This is a genomic window from Veillonella sp. KGMB01456 (assembly GCF_023051165.1).
GTDB lineage: Bacteria > Bacillota > Negativicutes > Veillonellales > Veillonellaceae > Veillonella_A.
In genome coordinates this window covers 44,891-65,623 of sequence record NZ_JALKIG010000009.1, presented here as the reverse complement: position 1 = coordinate 65,623, position 20,733 = coordinate 44,891, and the positions used below count along the sequence as shown (strand labels likewise).

Below are 20,733 nucleotides of genomic sequence, written 5' to 3'. Positions count from 1 at the left end.
GGCTCTGTTTGATGTATGATTTTTTGGCATACATACATGGGGCTTCGGACGAATTTAATTTTAGGAGGCAACTATGGCTACAGGAACTATGAATGTTTTGAAAAAAGAATTACAACTCGTATTTTTGGATGATGAATTAAAAGAAACTACGGTGCGCATCAGTGTACCTAAAGCGGATGTAAGTCGCACTGCAGCCGAAACAGTGGCAAATTTGTTGATTGCCAAACGTTTTATGACCAGCGCCAAAGGTAAAATTTTAACCGGCTATAAGGGCGCTTTTATGGTAGAAAATACCAGTGCCCAATTGGTTGACTAATCGGCGGTCACCAAACGATATGTCTCAGCTGCTCGGTAATCTAGTAAGGTTAGACAGATTAGGGTAGCGGGATATGAGGTTAAAGTATTAAATATTACTAGTATAAATATATAGGAGGCTAATTATGGCAGACGCAACAGTAAAAGAAGTAGTAAAAATTCAGATTCGTTTAGATTTAGGCGATAATAAAGTAAAATCCGTAAGCATTGGTAATGTTAATCCGGAACTTGGTAATGCGGATTTTGAAGAAGTGGGCCAAGCCATGGCCGAACTTTGTGCCTATCCGTACAAAGATGTGGTTCGCGTAGAAACTACGACCATGACGCCTCAGGCTTAAGGATTTGGGTCTGGGACGGCCGGACAAGTAGCGGCGCTACAAAGTCCGGGAGATGTTAGTTAAATAATCTGTGTGATTTTACGGAAATCATATAAATGAAACGGTGTAATCTGTATAAAACAGGTTGCACCGTTTTTTTATATTGAAAAAAATTGAAATAGAGTGCTCTTTAGTATAGGCAGTTGTATTGTATTTAAGTTATAATAAAAATATATAAAAGAGTTCTTATGTCTTATATTTTTAGTTTCATATGGAGGCATGATATATGACAATGTTTAATATGAAAAAGAAAGCATTCCTTGTTTTGGCCGGTTTGGCCATGGTGTCCGGCACTGTATTGGGCGCCGGTAATAGTGCCGCTACAGATAATGGCACCACGGCGCTTACAGGGAGCGACAAAGATTTGGCAGCCATTGTTAATTATGCGACTCAGGAAGCTGTTAAGGCGGGGTCGCCTTACGTGAACCGAGGCATACCAAAACAGGTGTTAGAAGCTTTTATGCCGGCATCGGGTGCTAAGACGGTGCTCACGAATGAAAGTAATTCCTTGTATAAAGAACAAGCCTTACGGGTAGCTTTCCCTATGACAGATGCATCAAAATATGATTTGGTGCCGAATTTTGACGGCTTCCCAAAACAGGTTCCGTCCTTTGCCAACAATGTATCCGTGTTTTATATTCCACAATTTATAAAAGCCGGTGGGGAAGCGCAGGTTAGTTTCATCGGTACAGCTTCCGAAATGGCATCGTATATCGGGGAAGCGCTTAAGTTAGCGATTATGCAGACTAATTTAACAGATAGCCGTTCGGTTTATGTAAAAATGGAGCCTAATTCAGACATGCAATTTGCCGACAGTTTGCGCGAATTATTACCTGGTTATAAAATCGTGACAACGCCTGAGCTAAAGAATCTTGGACCGTGGCGTGATTTCTGGAGTGATATTATCGACGTAACATCAGTAAATAGCGGAAATTATGTAACGGATCAGTTATTCGATAATGACACGAATAAAAAAGCTCAGCAGCAACTGTTAGGCTATTATTCGTATAATTACAATATGGTGAATTTGGATGATTCATACACCTACTATATTTTTAGCGTAGGGACGACATTTAATCATGCATATGTAACCGGTGCGGCCGTGAATAAAGCGGGTACGGAGATTGTTTATTTTTACAAACAGCAGTAGTGGCTGTGATTAGTTGGGAAGTTGCTATTGATGAGTAGTAGTGAGGCCCGGTTAAGTAGTGGTTGTTCCGCAGCAGGTTAGTGTTTAGTCAGTGACAAGATGCTGATGAGAAGTATTATATATTAGCAGATATAAATCCGAATGTTTTGCGTGAAATACACATTAACGTTCGGTAAAGTTTATTGACCCTTATTTTTTACTATGTTAAAATGAAAGAGTAATATTCAGTCATTTCGATGGAGGTTAAAGACACATGATTCAACGGTATACAAGAGAAAAAATGGGCCATATTTGGAGCGAACGCAACGAATTTGACCAGATGTTGGAAGTGGAAATCTTAGCTTGTGAAGCACAGGCAGAATTGGGAATTATCCCTAAAGAAGCGGCTAAGGTTATCCGTGAAAAAGCGAACTTTGATGTAGAACGAATTCATGAAATTGAAAAAGAAACGAACCACGATATTATTTCTTTCGTAACCGCTGTCGGTGAATACGTTGGCGAAGAAGCTAAATACATTCACCTCGGCCTTACATCTACGGACGTAAAAGACACAGCACTCGGTGCTATGATGAAACAGGCTTGTGACATCATTTTGGAAGATTTACATCAATTCCGCGATGTACTTCGCCGTCGTGCCGCTGAATTTAAATACACCCCAATGGTTGGTCGTACCCATGGTATTCATGGTGAACCTACCACTTTCGGTTTGAAACTTTGCCTCTGGATGGCTGAAATTGAACGTGATATTGAACGTTTGGAACATGCAAAGAAAAATGTAGCCGTTGGTAAAATGTCCGGCGCCGTTGGTACTTACTCCGTTAACGATCCGTTCATTGAAAAATATGTGTGTGAAAAACTCGGTTTGGAACCGGTAAAAATTGCCACTCAGGTTATTCAACGTGACCGTCATGCTGAACTTTGCAGCACCTTGGCCATCATCGCCAGCACTTTGGATAAAATTGCTCTTGAAATCCGTCACTTACAACGTACGGAAGTGCGTGAAGCGGAAGAATACTTCAGCCCTAAACAAAAAGGCTCCTCCGCTATGCCTCACAAACGTAACCCAATTACTTGTGAACGTATCTGCGGCTTAGCTCGTGTGGTACGCGGCAATGCGCAGGCTGCTTTGGAAGACGTGGCTTTATGGCATGAACGCGATATTTCCCATAGCTCTGTTGAACGTGTAATTTTACCGGATAGCACGATTACTGTTGACTATATGCTGTCCTTGGCTATTAAAGTTATCGACAAATTGTTGGTATATCCGGAAAACATGATGAAAAACTTGGAATTAACCGGCGGCTTGATCTTCAGCCAGCAAATCTTAACAGCCCTTGTAGATAAAGGTGCTGTTCGTGACGAAGCTTACCGTTGGGTACAACGTCATGCTATGGCTCGTTGGTTGGAAGGCAAAGACTTCAAAGCCGGCCTTAAAGGTGATGCGGATATTAAAAAATATCTTACCGATGAAGAAATCGATCACCTCTTCGACCCACATCGCATGTTGAGACATGTGGATACGATTATGGCAAGATTCGGATTATAATAAAATAGCGCGAGATATATAAACCCCGAGAAGCTCCTCATCTAAGGCTTGGTTTCTGCAAGCAGAAAAGACCCTTAGATAAGGACTTCTCGGGGTTTTTCCATATAACCTCGCGCTGTTTCATTAGGGGTAGGGGTCCTTTTTTTCCTAGAGCGTCGCGCTGTTTTATTATGGGGGAGAGGGAGAGAGTGGTTTCTGCAAGCAGAAAAGACCTTTAGATAAGGACTTCTCGGGGTTTTTCCATATAACCTCGCGCTGTTTTATTAAAGGGGGAGGGGGAGATTGGGTTTGCAAGTAGAAAAGCCCCTTAGATAAGGACTTCTCGGGTTTTTCTATATAACCTTGCGCTGTTTCATTTCTCTTCTCTCCGTCATAGTGAACGGTGCGAGGTGCTGAGCGAAGCCCTGAGAGATCCGCGGCTGATATGAGATGATAGAAAAAAGTGGCGAGGTGGTATCGCGGTAAAAGGGTCTTCCTTCAAGCCTTTGGACGTGATACCTCGCCACTTCTATTTTTATTCAGTTGAGGAGCTTCTCAGGACTTCTTCATTCCTCCGCCGTTTTACTTAATTCCTTCTAATGCTTGTTTTTTACTTTCTTTACCAAAACTCAACACTACGAGTGCAATGATGACGAAGACAGAGGCAAAGAGGTAAAAAATAGCGTCCATATGCATTTCATGGGAGAGGAGGAAACCGACTAAAAACGGGGCGATGATGCCACCGATACGACCGATGCCGGCGGCCCAACCGGAGCCGAGGCCACGGATTTCGGTAGGATATAATTCCGGTGTGTAAGTGTAAATAACACCCCAGGCACCTAAGTTGAAGAATGACATGCAAATACCGGAGGTCAATAACATGGCTTCCGAGGTGGCATGACCAAAGAAATAGCTGCTGATGCCGCTACATAATAAATAGAGCGATAAGGTATAGCGACGTCCGATTTTATCAACTAAATAGGCTGCTGAAATGTAGCCCGGGAATTGTGCTATGGTCATGATTAAGAGGTATTCGAATGATTTTATAATGGTAAAACCTTGTTGATAGATTAACGAAGGGAGCCACATGAAAATGCCGTAGTAGCTGAAAACAATGCCAAACCAGGTAATCCATAACATGCAGGTACGCAAGGCATATTGTTTGTTCCAAAGAGTGCCAAGGGTAGGTCGAGAGTCGTTGGCGGTTAACATAGTTAAATCGTCTTTGGTGCAACGCGTGAGAGGAACCTTGGTAGCTGCCTCTACTTGAGCGATGGTTGCGTTCAGTTGGTCAAGTTTTTGCTGTTTAATCAGATAACGTAAGGATTCCGGCATGTGGGAGCGAATGACCCCGGTATAGAGGGCCGGTAAGGCCCCGATGGCAAGGCCGATACGCCAACCGTAAATCGGAATGATGAGATAGGCGATGAGGGCCGCTAAAAGCCAACCGATAGCCCAGAAGCTTTCCAGCATGACGATGAAACGGCCGCGGGAATCTTGCGGTGAATATTCGGTAATCAAGGTGGCTACTACAGGGAGTTCACCACCGAGGCCAAGGCCTACCAATAAACGACAGACGAGCAAAAACTCGTAGTTAGGCGCCATGGCTGACAGGGCCGTGGCAATACCGTACAGTAACATGGTCCAAGTAATGATTTTTTTACGACCTATATGATCCGCTAAAGCACCGGCCAATACGGCGCCGATGGCCATGCCCAAGAGACCTACACTGCCGAGCATACCGATTTCTGTGCCCGTGAGATGCCATTCTTTGGTTAATAACGGCATGATGAAGGAAATAATGCCCGTATCCATGGCGTCAAAAGCCCAGCCGATGCCGGCAATGAGTAAAAGTTTGTAATGAAAGCGATTAGGTTTCATCGTGTTCAATTCATTAATAATCATCGAGTCATCCCCTGTTTCTAATACCTAAAAATAAAAAGTATACAGTTGAGCAATGTGTATACTTTTTTAACTATACAGCAATAACTTTCAGATAGCAAGGGCTTTTTTTGAAAAAAGTAAGCAAGATGATTATATGAAAAAACACCGGACAGTTATGCGTCCGATGCTACTATTATGTGTAAATCCTGTAATGCTTTGATGATGTGATCCATTATGTCGGGCGTGGGTGCTTCAATCAGATGGGTGTGGAGACCGTTGTTTAATCGGGAGAGCAAACCGCTGGTAGAATCTTTCTGTTTGTTTAAAAAGGCCTCAATATCGTCGTCTGTTTTGATTAACAAGGGGGCAGTGAGCGTCCCGTACACGTCGTGGTTGACAGATACATTGTGAACCAGGCCACCCATGGCGACAATTGTGTGTAATTCCGTCACTACATCCTCCGGCTTATGACGGCAGGTTATGGTGCGTAAAACGCCCTGCGTTGGCCCTTTGCTGATTTCGTATCCTTTTACGGTGGAACGAATCGGATAACCGGCGGCACGGAGAGCGGCCATGTCGTTCACGATTACCTGTCGTGTAACCCCGTAACTCTGAGCTAATTCATCACCCGTCAGCGGTGTCATACTTTTATTTAATATAGTTATGAGCTCTTGGCGTCGTTTTTCCTTTTTCTTCATGGGTTGGATCACCTTGCTATGAGAATACATAGGGAATTGAAATATAAGGCTGTGGTAGTGCACGGCCACAGCCTTTGCTAATTTATAGAATAACATTCAAATACTTACTGCTATTTTCTATTATTTTAGCTCATTTTATAGATTCATGCACTATAGTGCCATAAAAAAACCTCCTCCCCGGCATCATAAACACGATGAGAGGCTTTAAGCGATGGCCGAGAGATCTGCTGTTGTATGAGCGGTTAAGAACGAAGCGGCGAGGTGTTGCGGTAAAAGGGTCTTCCTCCAAGCCACCCTCTTAGCATCATAAACACGACGAGAGGTCTTTGGGAGAAAACGGAGAGGTCCTCGGATGAGGGTCTTTTTGCGAAGCAAAACCAAGCCTTAGCCGAGGAGCCTCTCCGTTTCCCATACCTCCGCCGTTTTACTTGATGCACACTTTTCAAAGGTATGTTATAATAAATTGTATGATAATGTCTCTATTTTTTAGTTTTAGAATTAGACTTTTATAATTCAAATTTTAGAGCAGGCCATACCACAACTGACACTATGTGATACAAATGGAGGTTTGAATATTATGGCAACTAGTATGGTTATCGGAACCCAATGGGGCGATGAAGGAAAAGGCAAGATCGTAGATTATTTAGCAGAACAGGCGGACGTGGTTGTTCGCAGTCAAGGCGGCAACAATGCAGGACATACCGTAGTAGTTGATGACGTAGCATTTGCGCTTCGTTTATTGCCTAGTGGGATTTTATATGACAATAAAATCAATGTGGTAGGCACCGGTACAGTTATCGACCCTAAAGTTCTTTTAGGTGAAATTGAAAACTTGGAAAGCCAAGGCAAAAGTGCTAAAACATTGCAGATTTCCAATCGTGCTCATGTAATTTTGCCATATCATAATCGCTTGGATGAAGCGGAAGAAGCCTCTAAAGGCGCTTTATCCATCGGTACGACCAAGAACGGTATCGGCCCTTGCTATGCAGATAAAGTAAATCGTATCGGCATTCGCATCTGCGATTTGATGAACGAAGAAGTTTTCAAAGAAAAATTACAATATAATGTTAAGATTAAAAATAAAATTTTGCGCGAAGTATATGGCGCCGAACCGGTAGATTACTATGAAATTTTAAAAGATTACTTAGAATATGCCGATCGTTTACGCCAATATGTACAAGATACAAATTACAATGTAGTATCTTACATCAAAGATGGTAAAAAAGTGTTGTTCGAAGGCGCTCAGGCAACCATGCTTGACCTCGATCATGGTACTTATCCATTCGTTACGAGCTCTCATCCTATTTCCGGTGGTGCTTCTGTAGGCGCCGGTGTAGGTCCTAATTATTTGAAAAATATCGTAGGCGTAGTTAAAGCGTACGCTACTCGTGTAGGCGCCGGTCCATTCCCATCCGAACAATTGAATGAAATCGGTGATTTACTCCGTGAAACCGGTCATGAGTTCGGTACCGTAACCGGTCGTCCTCGTCGTTGCGGTTGGTTAGACTTGGCTGTAGTTAAATATGCAGCCGACCTTAACAGCCTTGATTATTTGGCAATTACCCGTCTTGATATTTTGGACAAATTGCCTGAAATTAAAATCTGTGTAGGTTATACTTTGAACGGCGAACCGGTTAAAGGATTCCCGGCAGATTTACAGGTATTGGAACAATGCGAACCGGTATATGAAACGTTACCTGGTTGGCAGACAGATATTAGCGGTATTCGTCATTATGATGAGTTGCCTGAAGCGGCTCGTCGTTATGTAGAACGCATTTCGGAAGTAACCGGCGTTCGTCTCGGTATCGTATCCGTAGGCCCTAACCGTAAACAGACTATCGTGTTGGAAGATGTATTCGGAGCCTAAGAGTTCTCGTATAGTTTTTTTGCATGATAGCAAAATGAAACAGTAAGTAATTTAGCCACTGAGTTAATTCGTTGACTCGGTGGCTTTTTTCGCAGTATTGCTGAGATATAGCTTATAATTAGGTTTCTTTTTCACCCTTTGCTAAACCGGATTTTACAATTTATAAACTTTTTATAAACTATGCGTTTTGGTAATAACTTTGTGTTAAAAAGACAGAAATTATGGTAAAATAAAAGATAATGTGAGAAATTAACACACTCTGTAAGAGAAATATAGTTTGGTAAGTTGTAAACAAGTAAAAGGAGATATTAACAGTGGATTACCTGATTTCATTTTTGGAGACATACGGCTATGCGGCCATGTTTATTACGATGGTATTGGAAAATGCCAATGTTCCGATTCCCAGTGAGATTGTGTTGGGCTTCTCGGGGTATTTGATTGCGCAAGGCGTATTCGAGATGAATATGACCATGATTGTAGCTACGGCTGCCGGTGTGGTTGGCTCTATTTTATCCTATTGGATGGGGGAACATGGGGGCCGTCCGTTGCTTAGAAAATATGGTCGCTATATTTTCTTCAATGAACATAAATTTGAAATGGCTGAGAAAATGTTTAATAAATACGGCGGTGCTGCGGTGTTCTTTGGCCGTTTGTTGCCGGGGATTCGTACCTTTATTTCTTTCCCGGCCGGTATCGCCCGTTATCCGATGGGGCGTTTTATCATTTGGACTTTACTCGGCACAATTCCTTGGACGATTTTGCTCGTATGGCTCGGCGTAAAATTGGGTGAACATTGGCAGGATTTGATTGAGTACAATCATGAATTCTTAGTTATTATGATAGTTGTTTTTGCTATCATTGCGGTCTTCTTCGGCATTCGTTACTATCGCAACAAAAAGCGCAAGCAAGATACAGACGGTGTAAATTCAGTTGCTCATGACTCGAAGATTGAAACCAAAGAAGAGGCAGACCTTACGGATGAGGCAACAACCGAAATGAAAGACAATGCTGTGCAGGATAATACAACACAGCGCTAAGGAGGGATTAGATGCGACTTCATCGCTTGAGCGTCATTTGCTTCTTAATCGCCTTCGCCATGTTTGCTATCGGCAATGGCAGTTTGCCGATTACCGATCCGGTTGAGTCGAACTATGCATTGACAGCTAAAGAAATGGTCATGTCCGGCGATTGGTTATCGCCACAGATTTATCATGAATATTGGTATGATAAGCCGATAATGATTTATTGGCTTATTGCGTTAAGTTATAAAATTTTCGGCTTTTCCGATTTTGCTGCTCGTTTTCCGGCCGCTTTATTCGGGGCCTTGTCGGTAGGGTTCTTCTACCAGGTAGTGCGCAGCATTTCCGGCCGTCGTTTGGTATCGCTGTGGAGTGCCATGATTCTCGGTTCATCCCTTGAATTCTGGATTTTGGCGCGAGGCATCGTAACGGATATGGTGCTCTTGTGGGCGACTATCGGCACCTTGGCCTATGCTTATCGCGGGCTTACGGAACGCCGCACCTTGTTTATGGTGTGGGCATACCTTTTTGCGGGCATCGGTGTTTTGACCAAAGGACCGGTGGCACTCGTATTGCCGGGGATTTTGCTCTTGGTATATGCCGCTGTAATGCGTTCGGGCCGTATGCTTCGCTACATCTTTTCGTGGCAAGGCATTTTAGCCTTTTTAGTTGTCGTTATGCCTTGGTACGGCTATATGTACATGACACACGGGCAAGACTTTATTGATGGTTTCTTGGGCCTTCATAATGTGGTGCGCGCCACCCAGTCGGAGCATCCGGAAGCTAATCATTGGTGGTATTACTTAGTTATGTTCCCGTTGGCTTCGTTGCCGTGGACAGGCGCCGTATTATACGGTATGTATTACGGTTGGCGTTTTAAACAGCCGTTCTATATTTATTCCATGATTATGGGGTGGGGGACATTATTATTCTATACGTTAATGGCCACTAAGTACCCGACGTATACATTTATCAGCTTGGTACCGTTTAGCTTTTTAGGTGCTTTTGGGGTTGTAAAAATATTGCGTCCCGGTCGCCCGCGTAAGTTGTCTTGGCTCATTATGGGGCCGGCCTTCTTCTTGTGGCTCGTTTTGGGCGTGGCCAGTTTTTATGTGCCTTGGGGCTTCTGGTACTTGTTGTATGTACTGATTGTAGTCGGTTTTATTTTGACCGGCCTGATGTATTGGAACCAGAAACGCTATATGCTGCCGGTAGTAGTTACTTTTATGACTATGGCCATTGCAGGGCTTGTTATTCATGAAGGGATACAACCGCTGGTAGAACAACGCTCATCGGTAGCTTATGCACCTGTTGTGGCTCAGTATGACGGCGATATCTATTATTATGGTGACTATAGTGCGTCGCTCGTGTATTATACGGACAAAGAAGTTACTAAAATTGAAGACGATGCGTTACCTAATAAAAATAAGGAACGTAGTAATGCTTGGGAAGGTAAAAACAAGATGCCTGCTCAAACGGTAGAAGAAGTGACGGAGCGTTTTCAGGCGGCCCTTAATAATGAAGCACGAGTTTTACAAAGTGTAACGAATGATAAGGGACAAGCAACCCGCTTGCCGATGGGGAAAAATCCGACGGAACCGATGCCGATCGATAATCCGGTAGCGCTTCATGCGCTGATTCTTGTGCCTGAAAAGTATCGGGGACATTTTGAAAAATCTTCGTTAGCGCCAATGGTGAAATTGTTGCGCGTTGAGAATAAGATATTTATTTACGAAACACGATAAACAATCAGTTTGTTAACTATATTGATTGGCGGATTTTTATCAAATTGTTATAGCAGGAAAGATACATGTCAAAAGTGTGTTGAATGCGTGTTAAATGTGTGTTAAATGGGTGTTAAATGCCGTAGAGGAGGTTCTATGAAAGATTCAATTAGTCGGTTTATAGATAAACTGGCAGCTTATGAAGGCTCTGATACGGTATTTAATCCGTGGCGTGATTACGATCCGGCCCTCGATGTATCGCAGGCGGCGCCTCAGTGGCGACGGGAGCAATTAGAGAGTTATTTAAGAGCACGCTTAAAACAAAGCCGTTATCTTATTGTGGCTGAAGCCGTAGGCTATCAGGGTGGGCGCTTTTCCGGTATTGCCATTACCTGTGAGCGCATGCTCCTCGGTTTTCATAATGATGTGAAACCCGCTATGATTTTGCCGGACGGCATAGGCAAACGGACGAGTCGTGCCGATAGCCCATTGTTGCTTAATAATAAACAACGCTTGGAAGGGTTTAACGAACCGACGGATACGGTAGTATGGTCAGCTCTTTTGGAGAATAATATCTCTACCTATGATGCTATATTGTGGAATATTTTTCCTTTTCATCCCCATGTAGCGAATCAGCCTTTGACGAATCGCACGCCTACGGAGACAGAAATTGTTATCGGCGGTCAGTTTACCGAGGACTTAATGGCCTTGATTGAAGCGTACAATGGTGACCGACAGATTATTTGTGCCGTAGGGCGCAAGTCGGCGGATATTTTGGCGCGGCAGGGCATTGTGGCTCATGCACTGCGGCATCCTGCCAATGGCGGCGCCAAGCAGTATCGCGAGCAGTTCAAGGCTGCGATTGAGCGTTAATGACAGTATGTAAGGGCGAAGACGTGTTGCTTGGCATAAAATTAGTGTAAGCGCCGGTTAGTATACGCAAAAGACATAGAATAAAAAAGTTTTATATATAGAGAATCTTCGATTAATTTGTCGGGGGTTCTTTTCGTTTTATATGACTTATGGTATACTATTCGTAAGATATTTGTTCGGCTTTGGGTTAATATAATGTGCAAAGAGTCATAATTCGGCTCTTTTTTCAGGTACACAATATGTGTAATCGTGCAGTTTTTTCACATTTTACCCTTTAACTTTACAGAAGCAGTTTGCAGACGAAGAGGCGTGTCTTACAAAGAACGGTCCTTGCTTTTGTGTTGCATCCATACGCTTATGTGATGACAAGTTAATAATGAACGAGTGAATCTTTTTACGTACATCCCACAAAGGAACGCGGAGAATAGGTATACTCCGGACGGACGTACATGATTAAGGTATATATTTAAGGAAATATAAAATTTAGGAGGAGTAATACATATATGTTAAAAGAATTATTGAATCAATTAACAGGCCAAAGCAATAATACTGCTAATGAGCCTAAACCGGCGGCTGAGAAAAAAGCACCGGTAGCTAAAAATGTTGTGGCTACTGAAACGACAGGTGCCGATCAAGCACAACAGGGCGGCGAAACCACTCGTCGCACCACGCGTCGCACAAATAGTAATCGCAATACCGGGGAAACTCGTCGACCAAGCACACGCCGTACAACGAATGCATCCGGCGAAGGCGCTAAACAGTCCGCACCGCGTCGTAAGAACACAAATTCTGCCAATGCTGCGGCTAATGCGGAAGGCACAGCTAAACCGGCTCGTACCAACAACCGTACGAATAATCGTACTAACTCTACACGTTATAACAATCGCAATGAAAAAAATACCGGCGATCGTGCCAATATTAATGGCCGTCACACATCCCACAGCAATGGTGATGCACATGCGAATCATCAACATCATTCGAGCAAAAAAGATAAGCTCATGATTATTCCGTTGGGCGGTCTCGGTGAAATCGGTAAGAACATGACCGTATTCCAATATGGCGATGATATTATCGTATTGGATGCAGGTCTTGCGTTCCCTGAAAACGATATGCCGGGCGTTGACATTGTCATCCCTGACATGAGTTATTTGATTGAAAACCAAGATAAAGTACGTGCCGTAGTTATCACTCACGGTCATGAAGACCATATCGGTTCCTTGGCGTATCTCTTGAAAGAAATCAATGTGCCGGTATATGCTACTAACCTTGTTTGCGGTTTAATCGAAGGCAAATTGAAAGAAAATAAAGTAGGCGGCGTAAAACTTAATATTGTAAAAGCGGGCGATGAAATTCGTGTAGGGTCTTTCAAAGTAGGTTTCATTCAGACGAACCACTCTATTCCTGATGCTTGCGCCGTTTATTTTGAAACGCCGGTAGGTACTGTTGTTCACACCGGTGACTTCAAAGTGGACCAGACGCCGGTAGACGGTAAATTGATGGACGTTCATAAATTTGCCGAACTGGGCAACAAAGGCGTATTAGCCTTGATGTCCGACTCCACGAATGTGGAAAAACCGGGATTTACTCCATCTGAAAGCACCGTAGGACCTGCTTTACTTCGTGCTGTAGGGGAAGCTCGCGGCCGTGTAGTACTCGCTACTTTTGCGTCCAACGTATCTCGTTTGCAGCAGGCTGTTGATGCGGCGGTTGCCTTCAAGCGTAAAGTTATCGTGTTGGGCCGCAGTATGGTTAACGTAACGGAAATTGCGCAGGAACGCGGTTACTTGAATATTCCGGAAGGAACTTTGATTGATGTTGATGAAATGGGTCGTTACCGTGATGACGAAATCATGATTTTGACAACCGGCAGTCAAGGGGAACCTATGGCAGGCTTATCCCGTATGGCAACCAATAATCATCGTACTATCGAAATTACTCCGAATGATACGATTATTATCTCCGCCACGCCGATTCCGGGCAATGAAGCAGCGGTTGGTCGTACCATCGACAATCTATTGCGCTTAGGTGCGGATGTAATTTATGGTCGTGACCGCGGCATTCACGTATCCGGTCATGGCAGCCAAGAAGATTTGAAAACCATGCTCAACTTGGTTCGTCCTAAATTCTTCATTCCGGTACACGGTGAGTATCGCATGTTGAAGAAACATGGTGAACTTGCTGTATCCATGGGCATTGTGAAACCAAATCACGTGCTTGTAGGCGACAATGGGCAGATTTTTGAATTCACCAGTCGTACAGGCCGCAAAGGCGGTCACGTTACGGCCGGCAAGGTGTTCGTTGACGGTCTCGGTGTTGGCGATGTTGGCAATATCGTAATTCGCGATCGTCAGCAATTGGCGCAGGAAGGTATGGTTATCGTAGTTATGGCCATGGACCGTGCCAGCGGCCAGATTGTAGCCGGTCCTGATATCGTATCGCGCGGTTTCGTATATGTACGTGATGCGGAAGATCTCATGAACGAAGCGCAAAAACGCATTGAACAAGTGATTGAAAAATGCGAAGCCAGTCAGATGAAAGATTGGGCTACCATTAAATCTCAAGTACGCGATACTTTGGGTAAATTCTTGTATGAAAAGACCCGTCGTCGTCCGATGATTTTACCGATTATCCAAGACGTATAAGTCGCATCGGCTGAGTGATGCGGTAAATTCAAGCTTGTTTATAAGTGGTAATTTACCCTCCTATATAGGTCGTAATTTGTGATTTTGTGGTTAATGATATTCAAAAACAATACAAAATGTTATAATAGGCGTATGACCTCGGTCATACGTCTATTTTGTCAGGAGTAATTTATGAGATATACAGATACGCGAGCCGTAGTGGAAACAGGATTTTTGACGGCTCTTATTATGGTATTTACCTTTGTGGGAGTTACGGTACCGTTTATGGGATTCCTTGCTTCCATCTTGATGCCCGCCGTACTTGTAGTGTTGGGCGCTCGCCATGGTGTTCGTTGGAGTATTTTGGCGACCGTTACGATGGGGCTGGTTATGTCGGTTGTATTGACACCCTTAGGGGCACTCATGCAAGTGATGACATCGGGCATACCCGGTATTGTCTTGGCCTATGGTTATATACATCGCTGGTCGACCAGTCGGCTTTTGGTATTGCCGGCCGTAACAATGATGGTTACCATCGGTATACAGCTTATGATTGCGCAATATGTGATGCAGATGGATATAGTTACGATGTGGCAAAATTTTCAGCAGGAAGCGTTGACCGAAATGGAAACCGCTTATCGTGAACAGGGTCTCATGGATGAACAAGTGACCGCCATGATGACCAGTGTGCAGGCCATGCTTAAGCAAATGGCCTATGTGCTTTTGGCCGCCCTATTTATGTCGTCCGTAGTAATTAGCTACTTCATTTGCGCCGTAGCGAATATTATCATGCGCCGCACCGGTGGTGAAGGCGTAACCTTACCGCCCCTTGAAGAGTGGCGTGTACCGCAGTGGACCTTATACATGTTTGCCCTCGGTGTGCTGTTGACGTATTGGGGTAACGAACTGCAATCGGAAGCCATTAATATTGTGGCTTATAATATGTACGCGCTGGGATCGTACATGTTGGTACTGCAGGGTATCGGTTGTTTGTGGACTATTTTTAAAAGCTATGGATTGTCAAACGGCATCCGTTTAGTTTTGATATTTATTACTTTATTAATGCAGTTCGCCACGATGTGGATTGGCATTTTAGATTTAATTTTAAATTTACGTCGTCGTCTGTCGAGACGAATCGGCGATGAGTAAAGAGAAAAAGTAGGGAGCGATCTTATGAATGGGAATGAAGGCTTTTTTGGAGCCTTTGAAAAAACCGCCTTCGTTGTTATCATCGTTTTACTATTAGTGATTGCCTGGCTTAACTGGCAGATGGCGCTATTTGGCCTTTTGTTTGTCGTTGTGGCCTATTTATACAGCAGCCGAGCGGTGTGTAAACAACGACAGCAACGGTATGAGCAATTTAATACGATTGCGAAGGGGATTACCCAAGCGTCGAATTTTGCTTTGCAGAACTTGCCGACAGCAATAGTTATTATTGACAGTAAGGCTCGTGTTTGCTGGTATAATAGCGTGTTCCGTGATTGGATGCCGCAAGATCCGGATAAAACACAACGCCTTAACGGTTTTATTCCGAGTTTGCGCCTCGATAAAATCTGGGGCAAGTCCGGCTATTTTAATGAAAAAATTGAAAATAAATATTATCGTGTTATCTATAAATTCATTGATGGCACGGATTATAAAGGGGCGCCTGACTCCGAAGTGGAATCATATATGGCGTTCTACTTTGACGATGTAACCGAATCGGAACAATTGCGCCATGAAGCAGAAGCGATGGCACCGGTATTCGGGTTCCTCATGATGGATAACATCGAAGATGTGACGAAAGGTCTCAGTGACGTTGAATACACTAACCTCTGGGCGGAAATTAATAATGCCATCGTAGAAGAAATTGACCGTTACGACGGTTTTGTCCGTAACTATGCGGATGATTCGTACATCTTCTGTATTTCTAAAAAAGCGCTAATGAATATGATTGAACAAAATTTCCCACTTTTGGCGAAGGTTCATAATATTCCGACCAGTCGTCGTATTCCGGCGACTATCAGTATCGGTATTGCAGCCGGTGCGGCTACGATTAAAGAACAATCGGAACGAGCTCGTTCCGGTCTCGAATTAGCCCTTGGTCGCGGTGGTGACCAGGCCAGCGTATATATCGGCGAAGAATTGAAATTCTACGGCGGTAAAACGCAAGGCGCCGAAAAGAATACTCGTGTCCGTGCCCGCGTGGTAGCACAAGCCATTAAAGAACTCATGGATGATGCCGATAATGTTATCGTCATGGGCCATGAGCGTGAAGATTATGACAGTATCGGCGGTGCCATCGGCGTAGCCGCCATGGCTAGAGCGGCCGGTAAATCCGTTCACGTAGCTGTAAGCGATCAAACTGTGGCTATTAAGAAATTGTCAGATTTATTCCCTACCGAACCGGGTTTTGAAAGTCTGTTAATCACGCCACAAGCGGCTGAAGATTTTGTAACCGATACAACCCTCGTATTTGTAGTGGACGTGCATCGACCGGATATGGTAGCGGCGCCAAAAGCCTTGCAGAAGTCTAAACGTCGCGTTGTTATTGACCATCACCGTCGTGCCTCCGACTTTATTGAAAAACCATTGCTCACTTATTTGGAACCGGCTTCGTCGTCCACCAGTGAGCTGGTAACAGAATTAATTCAGTATTTCGTAGACCCGATTTCACTCAATGTGGTGGAAGCGAGTGCGTTATATGCCGGTATCGTAGTGGATACGAAGAACTTTGTGGTACAAACGGGATCGCGTACTTTTGATGCGGCGTCTTTCTTGCGCCGTTCCGGTGCGGATTTATCCATTGTGCGCCATTTGTTTATGGAAAGTTTTGACAGCATCCAATTGCGGGCTAAAATGTTGGCCGATGCGGAACGTTTTGACGGCATGGCGATTACCACTTGTCCGGCGGGTATCCAGAACGCGTCCATTCTGTCGGCTCAAACGGCAGATAAGCTTATCACCATTGAAGGTATCGAAGCCAGCTATGTGCTCTATACTTTGTCGGATGGCGGTATCGGCGTAAGTGCCCGTTCGCAAGGGGCTATGAATATTCAGCTTGTTATGGAAGCCTTGGGCGGTGGCGGTCATCGTACCGTAGCCGGCGCCCAGCTATATGATATGACCATGGAAGAAGCGGTGGAAGCTGTAAAAAGTGTAGCTAAAGGCCAGCTTGCTTCTATGAAGAAGGAGGAAAAAGCAGAATGAAAGTAATTTTGTTGGAAGATGTAAAAAAAGTAGGTAAAAAAGGCGAAATCATTGAGGTCAGTGAAGGTTACGGCCGCAATGTGTTGATTAAAAAAGGCCAGGCTTTAGAAGGTACGCCTGCTAACTTGAATAATGCTAAGCAGCAACAAGCTTCGGCAGCTCACAAGAAACAAGTAAATGCTGATGAAGCGAAGATTTTGGCCAGCCAGTTGGCTAAAGTAGAAGTACGCATTCCTGTAAAAATGGGGGATGCGGGCCGTGTATTCGGTTCCGTTACAGGTAAAGATATTTCCGATGCTTTGGCCGCTCAATTCGATGTAGCCGTTGATAAAAAGAAAATTGAACTCAAAGAACCGCTCAAAACTTTGGGCGTTCATGATGTGTTGATTCGCGTACATCCTGAAATTACGACTACTATTAAAGTTGAATTAGTGGAGGCATAATATGGCGGAAGCGCGCATTCCACCCCATAGTATTGAGGCGGAGAAGGCTGTTCTCGGGGCTCTTTTAACCGAGAATGATATCTATGATTCCGTCAGCAGTATTGTAGGTCGCAGTGATTTTTATCGCGATGCGCACCGTATTATCTATGAAGCCATTGAAAATATCGTGCGCCGCGGTAATCGTCGCGTCGATATGGTCCTTTTGACAGAAGAATTGACGCGCATGAAAAAACTCGACGAAGTGGGCGGTATTAATTACATTGCGGAACTCACCAATGATGCTATGTCGTCCTTTAATGTAGAAGAGCATGCTCGTATTGTGGCTGAAAAATCAACCTTGCGTCGCCTCATTGACGCGGGTAATCGCATCGTCGGTGAAAGCTACAATGGGGACAAAACAGTGCCGGACATTTTAAATGATGCGGAAAGCAGTATTTTAAATGTAACCGGTGCGGTAAAAGCGGAAACTTCGTTTGTCAGCCTTGGTGACGTAATGACCAATGTTATGAAACGAATCGGTGAATTACAGAACTATGGTGACAGCTTGACCGGTATTTCCACGGGCTTCAAAGATTTGGACAAGATAACTAATGGCTTGCAGCGCTCTGACTTAATCCTTGTGGCCGCTCGCCCCTCCATGGGTAAAACAGCGTTCACTTTGAACTTGGCCTATAATGTGGCCGTAAAAGGTAAAGGGTCCGTTGCCTTTTTCTCCTTGGAAATGTCTGCCGAACAATTGGTAGGTCGTATTTTGTCATCCGCTACGGAAGTGCCTTCGGACCGTTTGCGTACGGGGCGCCTCTTACAGGAAGATTGGCCGAAACTTATCGGGCAATTGGAACAACTTGGTGAATCCAAGTTATATATTGATGATACGCCGGGCCTTACGGTTCAAATGATGCGATCCAAACTGCGTCGTCTGAAAGTTGAACAGGGTTTGGATCTTATTATCGTCGACTATGTGCAGCTCATGACAGGGCGCAATGGCGGTAATAGCGATAACCGTCAGCAGGAGATTTCGGAAATTTCCCGAAACCTTAAATTGATTGCCCGTGAAATGGACGTACCTTTGATTGCTTTGTCGCAGCTTAGCCGCGGTGTTGAATCGCGTACCGATAAACGACCGGTCTTGAGTGACCTTCGTGAATCGGGTTCGTTGGAACAGGATGCGGACATTGTAGTCTTTTTATATCGTGATAAATATTACAGTAAAGATGAAAATCAGGAAGATGTAACGGAAGTTATTATTCGTAAACATCGTAACGGCGCATTGGGCACGGTTAATCTCTTATTCCAAGGGGAATTCACCAGATTCCGCGATATTACTATGCGTACGGATGAGATGTAGGGGAGGCACTGTATGAAACGCTGGGGACGAACTGTATTGGCGGCGGCTATTGGCTTAACTTTGGCCGGCGGTAGCGGTTTTACCGGTTTGGCGGGCTTTAAAGCAGAGGCAGCCGGTGTGTTTGATGTATTGTTGGGCGGTACATTGGCCATGGTAACGGTCAATACGGAATTATCTCGTATCGATGATACCGATGACGGTCAGCAGCAAATGCTCGAAGAACGTCAGAAAAATACCGGATATTATAATAATTATGCCTATCAGGATCGAGCTAAGCGGATTTTTGAAAGTCTAACCGATACACCTGATGTAAAGCGGACGTATGTAGTATATGTAACACCGGAAGAAGATGCCAATGCGGCTATGAGCCTTGGTCGTGTCATGTCTATCAATAAAGGTCTCATGGATATGATGGATGATGCGGCGATTGCGTCCGTTGTGGGTCATGAAATCGGTCATGGTGAAAACAAGGATGCCATCCGGGGCATTCGCAAAAGCGTAGCCTTGCAGACGGCAGTTGGTGCTGCCACGGCAAATGCGGGCGGTCTTAGTGTGCTCCTCGGCAATGTGGCGGGTAACTATGTTAACCAGCAGGTATTCAGCGTAAGTCAAGAAAAAGCGGCTGATGAATGGGGCTTTAAACTATTGGCCGATGCCGGTTATAATGTGGGCGCTGCGGCTGTGGCCATGGCGGTTCTGCGCGATAAATACGGCGATTTGTACACCGATGGTTTGGGGCAAATTGTCAATCCCAATAACCATCCGAAGATGAGTCAGCGTATTCTCGATCATTTGAAACGTATTGAGGACTACTCCGGGAAACATGTAAGTGTTACGGATGATGTAGTCTATGTCAATAAAAAGCCTGTTTATACGGGTGAGGCCAGCGGGCAATATACGGGCGCCATGCGGGCTTATTTGGTGGCCGGCAAATTGGCAAGATACTATCATGATAATAATGTGGGAATCCCGGTAGCTCAGGGCAACCAAGTTCTTATGAATGGCACTTCTTTGGTAACGTTAAGTTCCGCCGATAAAGCGGTGACCATGGAACAGGATTTAAAAGCGGCTATTGACTCTAAGAGCAGCAAAAAGGTAAAAGCTGACGATAAGTCAAAAGCAGATAAGAAAGACAAGAAAGCTAAAGTTAAGGCTGATACTAAGGTAAAAACCGACAATACGGCCGCTTCGAAAGCAAACTTTGAATAGTATTAATTAATCTTCTAACCGGAACGCCTGTTAAGCGAATGCTTTGACAGGCGTTTTTTTATGCAATATAGTGCAATAATACACTAAAAAATTTTCCGTGAATCATGAGAAACGCCTTAAAATAGGGTTTTGAATTTTGACTAAAAACATGAAAAATGTTTGATTTATACGTTTTGTAGTAGACAAATATAGTAATAAAACAGAAAATTTATAGAAAAAATAGCGTAAAATTTTAAAAAATTCATCGTTCCTATTATCAAAACGCATTCATGGATAAAGCTAGTGATAACTAGCAGTTATCGACTCTCATACCGTCAATTATTCGTCAAAAATGCCTTTTCTATGCAGATTTAGTAATGGTTTTTGGACGTTTTTAGGGCTTCGGAGTATTCAACAATCAAAAACCCTGTGCTATAATGAACTTGTCTTTAAAAGGAAATAAGCAATTTGAGAAGGGGACCAAAAAACGTCAGTAATTAGGATTAAGGATT

The 20,733-nt window shown here is 44.0% G+C and carries 15 protein-coding genes and 1 pseudogene; 14 read left to right on the top strand and 2 right to left on the bottom strand.

Annotation, left to right across the window (positions count from 1 at the left end; translation table 11 throughout):
- Nucleotides 1–73: 73 nt before the first annotated feature.
- The 4 genes from MXE28_RS04325 (at nt 74) to purB (ending at nt 3,388) form a co-directional block, all read left to right on the top strand.
- The gene (locus tag MXE28_RS04325; RefSeq protein WP_021841751.1) at nt 74–316 is read left to right on the top strand and encodes a DUF2922 domain-containing protein; all 243 of its coding nucleotides are present in this window, start codon (nt 74–76) and stop codon (nt 314–316) included.
- A 124-nt stretch (nt 317–440) separates the two neighbouring features.
- A complete protein-coding gene (locus MXE28_RS04320) occupies nt 441–653 on the top strand; it encodes a hypothetical protein (protein ID WP_021841752.1) in 213 nt (70 codons plus the stop codon).
- 265 nt (nt 654–918) lie between these two features.
- A complete protein-coding gene (locus MXE28_RS04315; RefSeq protein WP_247239838.1) occupies nt 919–1,842 on the top strand; it encodes a hypothetical protein in 924 nt (307 codons plus the stop codon).
- A gap of 253 nt (nt 1,843–2,095) precedes the next feature.
- Complete coding sequence (gene purB, locus MXE28_RS04310) at nt 2,096–3,388, top strand: adenylosuccinate lyase (RefSeq protein WP_021841754.1); 1,293 nt, start codon at nt 2,096–2,098, stop codon at nt 3,386–3,388.
- 561 nt (nt 3,389–3,949) lie between these two features.
- Here the strand turns inward: purB and MXE28_RS04305 are convergent.
- Nucleotides 3,950–5,272 carry an MFS transporter gene (locus MXE28_RS04305; RefSeq protein ID WP_021842059.1) on the bottom strand — a complete coding sequence of 441 codons (1,323 nt, stop codon included), beginning with the start codon at nt 5,270–5,272 and terminating at the stop codon, nt 3,950–3,952.
- 152 nt (nt 5,273–5,424) lie between these two features.
- Nucleotides 5,425–5,949, bottom strand: coding sequence for a transcription repressor NadR (locus MXE28_RS04300; RefSeq protein WP_226974600.1), 525 nt, complete (start codon nt 5,947–5,949; stop codon nt 5,425–5,427).
- 577 nt (nt 5,950–6,526) lie between these two features.
- Between MXE28_RS04300 and MXE28_RS04295 the strand changes: the two genes are divergently transcribed.
- The 10 genes and pseudogenes from MXE28_RS04295 (at nt 6,527) to MXE28_RS04250 (ending at nt 20,242) form a co-directional block, all read left to right on the top strand.
- Entirely contained in the window at nt 6,527–7,816 is a 1,290-nt protein-coding gene (locus MXE28_RS04295; protein WP_021842061.1) for an adenylosuccinate synthase, read from the top strand.
- Nucleotides 7,817–8,130: 314 nt separating this feature from the next.
- Nucleotides 8,131–8,715 (top strand): annotated as a pseudogene (locus MXE28_RS04290) (DedA family protein); the annotation flags it as partial.
- Between the two features lie 149 nt (nt 8,716–8,864).
- On the top strand, nt 8,865–10,580 hold the full coding sequence (locus MXE28_RS04285; RefSeq protein ID WP_156704105.1) for a glycosyltransferase family 39 protein: 1,716 nt from the start codon (nt 8,865–8,867) through the stop codon (nt 10,578–10,580).
- Between the two features lie 135 nt (nt 10,581–10,715).
- Nucleotides 10,716–11,432 carry a uracil-DNA glycosylase gene (locus MXE28_RS04280; protein ID WP_021842064.1) on the top strand — a complete coding sequence of 239 codons (717 nt, stop codon included), beginning with the start codon at nt 10,716–10,718 and terminating at the stop codon, nt 11,430–11,432.
- 503 nt (nt 11,433–11,935) lie between these two features.
- Complete coding sequence (locus tag MXE28_RS04275; RefSeq protein WP_156704103.1) at nt 11,936–14,074, top strand: ribonuclease J; 2,139 nt, start codon at nt 11,936–11,938, stop codon at nt 14,072–14,074.
- Between the two features lie 171 nt (nt 14,075–14,245).
- Entirely contained in the window at nt 14,246–15,202 is a 957-nt protein-coding gene (locus tag MXE28_RS04270; RefSeq protein ID WP_021842067.1) for a DUF2232 domain-containing protein, read from the top strand.
- Nucleotides 15,203–15,226: 24 nt separating this feature from the next.
- Entirely contained in the window at nt 15,227–17,242 is a 2,016-nt protein-coding gene (locus MXE28_RS04265; RefSeq protein ID WP_127057870.1) for a DHH family phosphoesterase, read from the top strand.
- On the top strand, nt 17,239–17,685 hold the full coding sequence (rplI, locus tag MXE28_RS04260; RefSeq protein ID WP_021842069.1) for a 50S ribosomal protein L9: 447 nt from the start codon (nt 17,239–17,241) through the stop codon (nt 17,683–17,685). The genes MXE28_RS04265 and rplI overlap by 4 nt, the downstream gene beginning before the upstream one ends.
- Nucleotide 17,686: 1 nt before the next feature.
- A complete protein-coding gene (dnaB, locus tag MXE28_RS04255) occupies nt 17,687–19,033 on the top strand; it encodes a replicative DNA helicase (RefSeq protein ID WP_021842070.1) in 1,347 nt (448 codons plus the stop codon).
- Between the two features lie 12 nt (nt 19,034–19,045).
- Nucleotides 19,046–20,242, top strand: coding sequence for a M48 family metalloprotease (locus tag MXE28_RS04250; protein ID WP_021842071.1), 1,197 nt, complete (start codon nt 19,046–19,048; stop codon nt 20,240–20,242).
- The last annotated feature ends 491 nt before the right edge of the window (nt 20,243–20,733 follow it).

What these genes read in the sequence shown, in the direction of transcription:
- MXE28_RS04275 (WP_156704103.1), top strand. Translation starts at nt 11,936, where the DNA reads ATGTTAAAAGAATTATTGAATCAATTAACAGGCCAAAGCAATAATACT.
- MXE28_RS04320 (WP_021841752.1), top strand. Translation starts at nt 441, where the DNA reads ATGGCAGACGCAACAGTAAAAGAAGTAGTAAAAATTCAGATTCGTTTA.
- MXE28_RS04285 (WP_156704105.1), top strand. Translation starts at nt 8,865, where the DNA reads ATGCGACTTCATCGCTTGAGCGTCATTTGCTTCTTAATCGCCTTCGCC.
- dnaB (WP_021842070.1), top strand. Translation starts at nt 17,687, where the DNA reads ATGGCGGAAGCGCGCATTCCACCCCATAGTATTGAGGCGGAGAAGGCT.
- MXE28_RS04315 (WP_247239838.1), top strand. Translation starts at nt 919, where the DNA reads ATGACAATGTTTAATATGAAAAAGAAAGCATTCCTTGTTTTGGCCGGT.
- MXE28_RS04300 (WP_226974600.1), bottom strand. Translation starts at nt 5,949, where the DNA reads ATGAAGAAAAAGGAAAAACGACGCCAAGAGCTCATAACTATATTAAAT.
- MXE28_RS04250 (WP_021842071.1), top strand. Translation starts at nt 19,046, where the DNA reads ATGAAACGCTGGGGACGAACTGTATTGGCGGCGGCTATTGGCTTAACT.
- MXE28_RS04305 (WP_021842059.1), bottom strand. Translation starts at nt 5,272, where the DNA reads ATGATTATTAATGAATTGAACACGATGAAACCTAATCGCTTTCATTAC.
- purB (WP_021841754.1), top strand. Translation starts at nt 2,096, where the DNA reads ATGATTCAACGGTATACAAGAGAAAAAATGGGCCATATTTGGAGCGAA.
- MXE28_RS04265 (WP_127057870.1), top strand. Translation starts at nt 15,227, where the DNA reads ATGAATGGGAATGAAGGCTTTTTTGGAGCCTTTGAAAAAACCGCCTTC.
- rplI (WP_021842069.1), top strand. Translation starts at nt 17,239, where the DNA reads ATGAAAGTAATTTTGTTGGAAGATGTAAAAAAAGTAGGTAAAAAAGGC.
- MXE28_RS04270 (WP_021842067.1), top strand. Translation starts at nt 14,246, where the DNA reads ATGAGATATACAGATACGCGAGCCGTAGTGGAAACAGGATTTTTGACG.
- MXE28_RS04280 (WP_021842064.1), top strand. Translation starts at nt 10,716, where the DNA reads ATGAAAGATTCAATTAGTCGGTTTATAGATAAACTGGCAGCTTATGAA.
- MXE28_RS04295 (WP_021842061.1), top strand. Translation starts at nt 6,527, where the DNA reads ATGGCAACTAGTATGGTTATCGGAACCCAATGGGGCGATGAAGGAAAA.
- MXE28_RS04325 (WP_021841751.1), top strand. Translation starts at nt 74, where the DNA reads ATGGCTACAGGAACTATGAATGTTTTGAAAAAAGAATTACAACTCGTA.